This window comes from Mesorhizobium sp. M7A.F.Ca.MR.362.00.0.0, assembly GCF_004023175.1.
In the GTDB taxonomy this organism is placed as follows: domain Bacteria; phylum Pseudomonadota; class Alphaproteobacteria; order Rhizobiales; family Rhizobiaceae; genus Mesorhizobium.
The window spans coordinates 1-3,541 of record NZ_RZTF01000531.1 but is presented as its reverse complement, the minus strand read 5'-3'; the positions used below and the strand labels follow the sequence as shown (position 1 = coordinate 3,541).

The following is a 3,541-nucleotide window of genomic DNA, read 5'->3' as shown; positions in this document are numbered from 1 at the left end:
GCGCCGGCCGGCAACAACTGCATCGTCAACGTCATGACCACGGACGAGCGCACCAGTCGCACCGTCATCGCGGCGGTGAATCCCGTGGTGGGCGGCGGCGGCGCGATGCCGCATCGCGATGGGACCAACGGATCGGGCGCCGATGCCGCCTATCTCAAGAACACGCCGATCGAGATCACCGAGACCGAGGTCCCGGTCGAATTCGTGAAATACGGGCTCGCCCGGGACAGCGGCGGGGCGGGGCGCTGGCGCCGGCGGGCTGGCGACCGAGATGGCGTTCCGCGTCTTTGCCCCCGATTCCAGGATCACGGCGCGCAACCGCGACCGCAGCTTCTTTCGTCCCTGGGGCGTGCTGGGCGGCAAGGCGGCCGGCCTGTCGGACATGGTCGTCAATCCGGGGACCGGCCACGAACGGCGGCTGGGCAACATCGACACGGCGGTTCTGCAACCTGGCGACGTGCTCGATATCCGCTCCGCCGGAGGCGGCGGGCGCGGCGATCCGCACGAACGCGAGCCCTGGCGGGTCGCGCAGGATGTGCGGCGCGGCTATGTCTCGCCAACGGCTGCCGAGCGCGACTATGGTGTCGTCATTCGCGACGGCGAGGTCGACGAGCAGGCGACGGCAAGGCTGCGCGCGGGGCACAAGCTGTCCGCCGGCCATTTTCATTTCGGTCCGGAGCGCGAAGGCTACGAAGCGCAATGGACTCCGGCGGCCTATGACAGGCTCACCGCCATACTGAGAGACCTGCCGATCCACTGGCGGTTTTTCTCCAAGACGGAAATCTTCCGTCGCATGAAGGGGCACTCCGGGCCGGAGGGCGTCCAGGCGGCGTTCGATGCGGCCTGCGAACGGTTCCCCGGACTGCCTCGTCCTGGCCCGGTGCGAGAGGCTGCGGAATGATCACCGCCGGCCGCATCGTCCGGCTGGCCGAGTACGACCGGGCGCAACTGCATTTCTTTCTCGACGGTGAGATGCGCGACGCGCTTGCGGGGGACAACGTGCTGACCGCCATGCTGGCATCAGGGCAGGCCTTGCGAAAGTCCGAGTTCGGATCCGAACCACGGGCCGGGTTCTGCCTGATGGGGGCCTGCCAGGATTGCTGGGTGTGGCAGGACGAGGGACCGCGCGTGCGGGCGTGCTCGACACTTGTCACCGAAGGCATGCGGTTGCGCACAACGCCATCCGAGAGCTGGCCGTGAGCGAGATCTTATCGCCGCGGATCGTGATCGTGGGCGCCGGTCCAGCCGGCATAAGGGCCGCCGCGACCCTGGTCGAGGCCGGGCTCCATCCGGTAGTGATCGACGAAGGACAGCGCGCTGGCGGGCAAATCTATCGCCGCCCACCTGCCGGGTTCACCCGCACCGCGAAGCAACTTTACGGGTCGGAGGCGGCGAAGGCGGGAGCATTGCATGCGCTCATCGACCGGCTGGCCAAGGAGGCGCGGCTCACCCATTACGCGGCAAGCTCGGTCATCGCAGTGCAAGAAGGTCGGCTGCATGTGCTGGGAGAGGGTGGCGTGCAGCTAGTCAGCTATGACCGCCTGATCCTTGCCACCGGCGCATCCGACCGTGTCGCTCCGGTCCCGGGCTGGCAGAGCGCCGGCGTCTACAGCCTTGGCGCTGCGCAGATCGCGCTCAAGGCGCAGGGCGTGGCGCTGGGGCAGCGGATCGTCCTGATCGGATCGGGGCCTCTGCTGACGCTGGTCGGCGCCCAGCTCGTCAAGGCTGGAGCGGATGTGGTGGCGGTGCTGGATACCTCTTCCCGGCGCCAGCAGATGCGGGGGCTTTGGGACCTTGCCGCCCGGCCGTTGGTCGCGCTGCGCGGTCTGGCCCTGCGGGCGAGGCTCGGCGGCCGCTACCATGCGGGCGTGACGCTTGAAGCGATCGAGGCCGACGGGAAGGGGGTGTCAACGATGCGCTGGCGCGACGCCGGCGGAAGGCAGCGCCTCACTTCATGCGACATGATCGGCATGGGCTGGCACCTGCGGGCGGAGACCCATCTGGCCGACCTCGCGGGATGCGACTTCACCTATGACGAGCAGTGGCGGCAATGGCTGCCAAAGACCGACCGGATGGGTCGCGCCGGCAACGGCGTCTATCTGGCGGGCGATGGAGTTCGTCTGCTGGGAGCGGACGGCGCGGAAATCGCTGGGCGTCTTGCGGCGGCGGCATGCCTTGCCGATCTCGGATTTCCGACGCCCGCCACCAGCACCGATCTGCGTAAGCTGGCGCGGCTCGAGCGCTTTGCCCATGGTCTGGCTTGCGCCTTTCCCTGGCCGGCCGCGATGGTGCGGGCACTTCCCGACGACGCGGTCGTCTGCCGTTGCGAAAGCGTGAATGCCGGAGCCGTACGCGAGGGCGCGGGTTTCGGTGGCGGCGAAGCCAACAGGGTGAAATCGCTGTCGCGCGCCGGTATGGGGCGATGCCAGGGACGCTATTGTCAGTTGGCCGCCGTCGAACTCGTCGCGGCGCAGGCCGGCTGCGCGCCGGATGCTGTCGGCCGGTTTCGCGGACAGGCTCCTGTCCGGCCCGCGCCTATCGGCGCCTTTCTGCGCAACGGCTGATGCAATTGCGGAGGCCGCGCAGATGAGGATCACATGCTAGAAATCGGCGACCTTCCCCCAGGCAGAAGCGTCGAAGCGCCGGGGATTGTAGGATGTCGCATCGACGATCGGTTCCGACCCGGTCACCAGATCGGCGACGAGGTGCCCGGCGCCGGGTCCAATGCCAAAGCCGTGTCCCGAAAATCCGGCAGCCAGGAAGAAGCCCGGAACGGTGTCAATCTCGCCGATGGCGGGCACGCCGTCAGGCGTGCTGTCGATGTAGCCGGCCCAGGCCGCGCTGATCCTGGTCTGGCGCAGTGCCGGCAGCAGCTCGAGCGCGCGGGCATGGGTCAGGCGGATCGTCGCCTGGTCCGGAGCCGGGTCGAGGATGCGCATCCGCTCCATCGGCGTCGGCCGGTCGAGCCGCCAGCGCAGCGTCTCGTGGCCGGAGCGCACGCCCTGCAGGCCGCCGGGCGCGAGGCTTCGCCACCGCTTCATGAACATGGGCAGGAACTGCGAGGAGAAGCGCAACTGCTGCGGTGTCACGTCCACGCGCCCGCGTCCGCTTATAGCGAGCGTGTAGCCGCCGTCGCCGCGCCGCGTGACCGAGACCCCTGCCGTATGCAGCGCGTCCGGCAGACCCTCGGCGCCTGGCGAAACGGACAGGATGGAGGAGCGGATCGACGCTTGCGGAAAACGGAAACCGAACTGCCGGCAAAAGGAGGAGGCCCAGGCGCCGCCGGCCAGAACCGCCAGCTTGGTCCGGATCGTTCCGTTTTCCGTAACCACGCCGCTCAGGCGCCCGCCCTCGGTCTCGATACCGCGCGCGGCGCAATTCTGGTGCACGGAGCCCCCGAGCTTGAGGATGGCGTGGGCGACCGCGGGCGCGGCCCGCGACGGATCGGCGGTGCCATCCGTCGGCGAGAAGACGCCGCCCTTCCATGTCCGCCCCGTGGCGCGGCCCCGCTCGCTGGCCTCGGCGCCGTCGAGCATATGCG

General features: G+C 69.2%; 4 protein-coding genes and 1 pseudogene. 4 read left to right on the top strand and 1 reads right to left on the bottom strand.

Translation table 11 applies throughout. The annotated features are described in order from the left end of the window. Positions 1-33: 33 nt before the first annotated feature. From EOC06_RS44280 to EOC06_RS34535, 4 genes and pseudogenes are all read left to right on the top strand, one after another. Positions 34-192, top strand: a pseudogene (locus tag EOC06_RS44280) (hypothetical protein); the annotation flags it as partial. Positions 193-271: 79 nt separating this feature from the next. Continuing rightward, complete coding sequence (locus EOC06_RS34545; RefSeq protein ID WP_245466352.1) at positions 272-901, top strand: hydantoinase B/oxoprolinase family protein; 630 nt, start codon at positions 272-274, stop codon at positions 899-901. After that, entirely contained in the window at positions 898-1,200 is a 303-nt protein-coding gene (locus EOC06_RS34540) for a (2Fe-2S)-binding protein (protein WP_127327823.1), read from the top strand. The genes EOC06_RS34545 and EOC06_RS34540 overlap by 4 nt, the downstream gene beginning before the upstream one ends. Continuing rightward, the gene (locus EOC06_RS34535; RefSeq protein WP_127327822.1) at positions 1,197-2,564 is read left to right on the top strand and encodes an NAD(P)/FAD-dependent oxidoreductase; all 1,368 of its coding nucleotides are present in this window, start codon (positions 1,197-1,199) and stop codon (positions 2,562-2,564) included. The genes EOC06_RS34540 and EOC06_RS34535 overlap by 4 nt, the downstream gene beginning before the upstream one ends. A 36-nt stretch (positions 2,565-2,600) precedes the next feature. Here EOC06_RS34535 and EOC06_RS34530 read toward each other — a convergent pair. Beyond that, positions 2,601-3,541, bottom strand: a 941-nt coding sequence (locus EOC06_RS34530) for an FAD-binding oxidoreductase (protein ID WP_164898907.1), incomplete at its 5' end; no start/stop codon positions are given.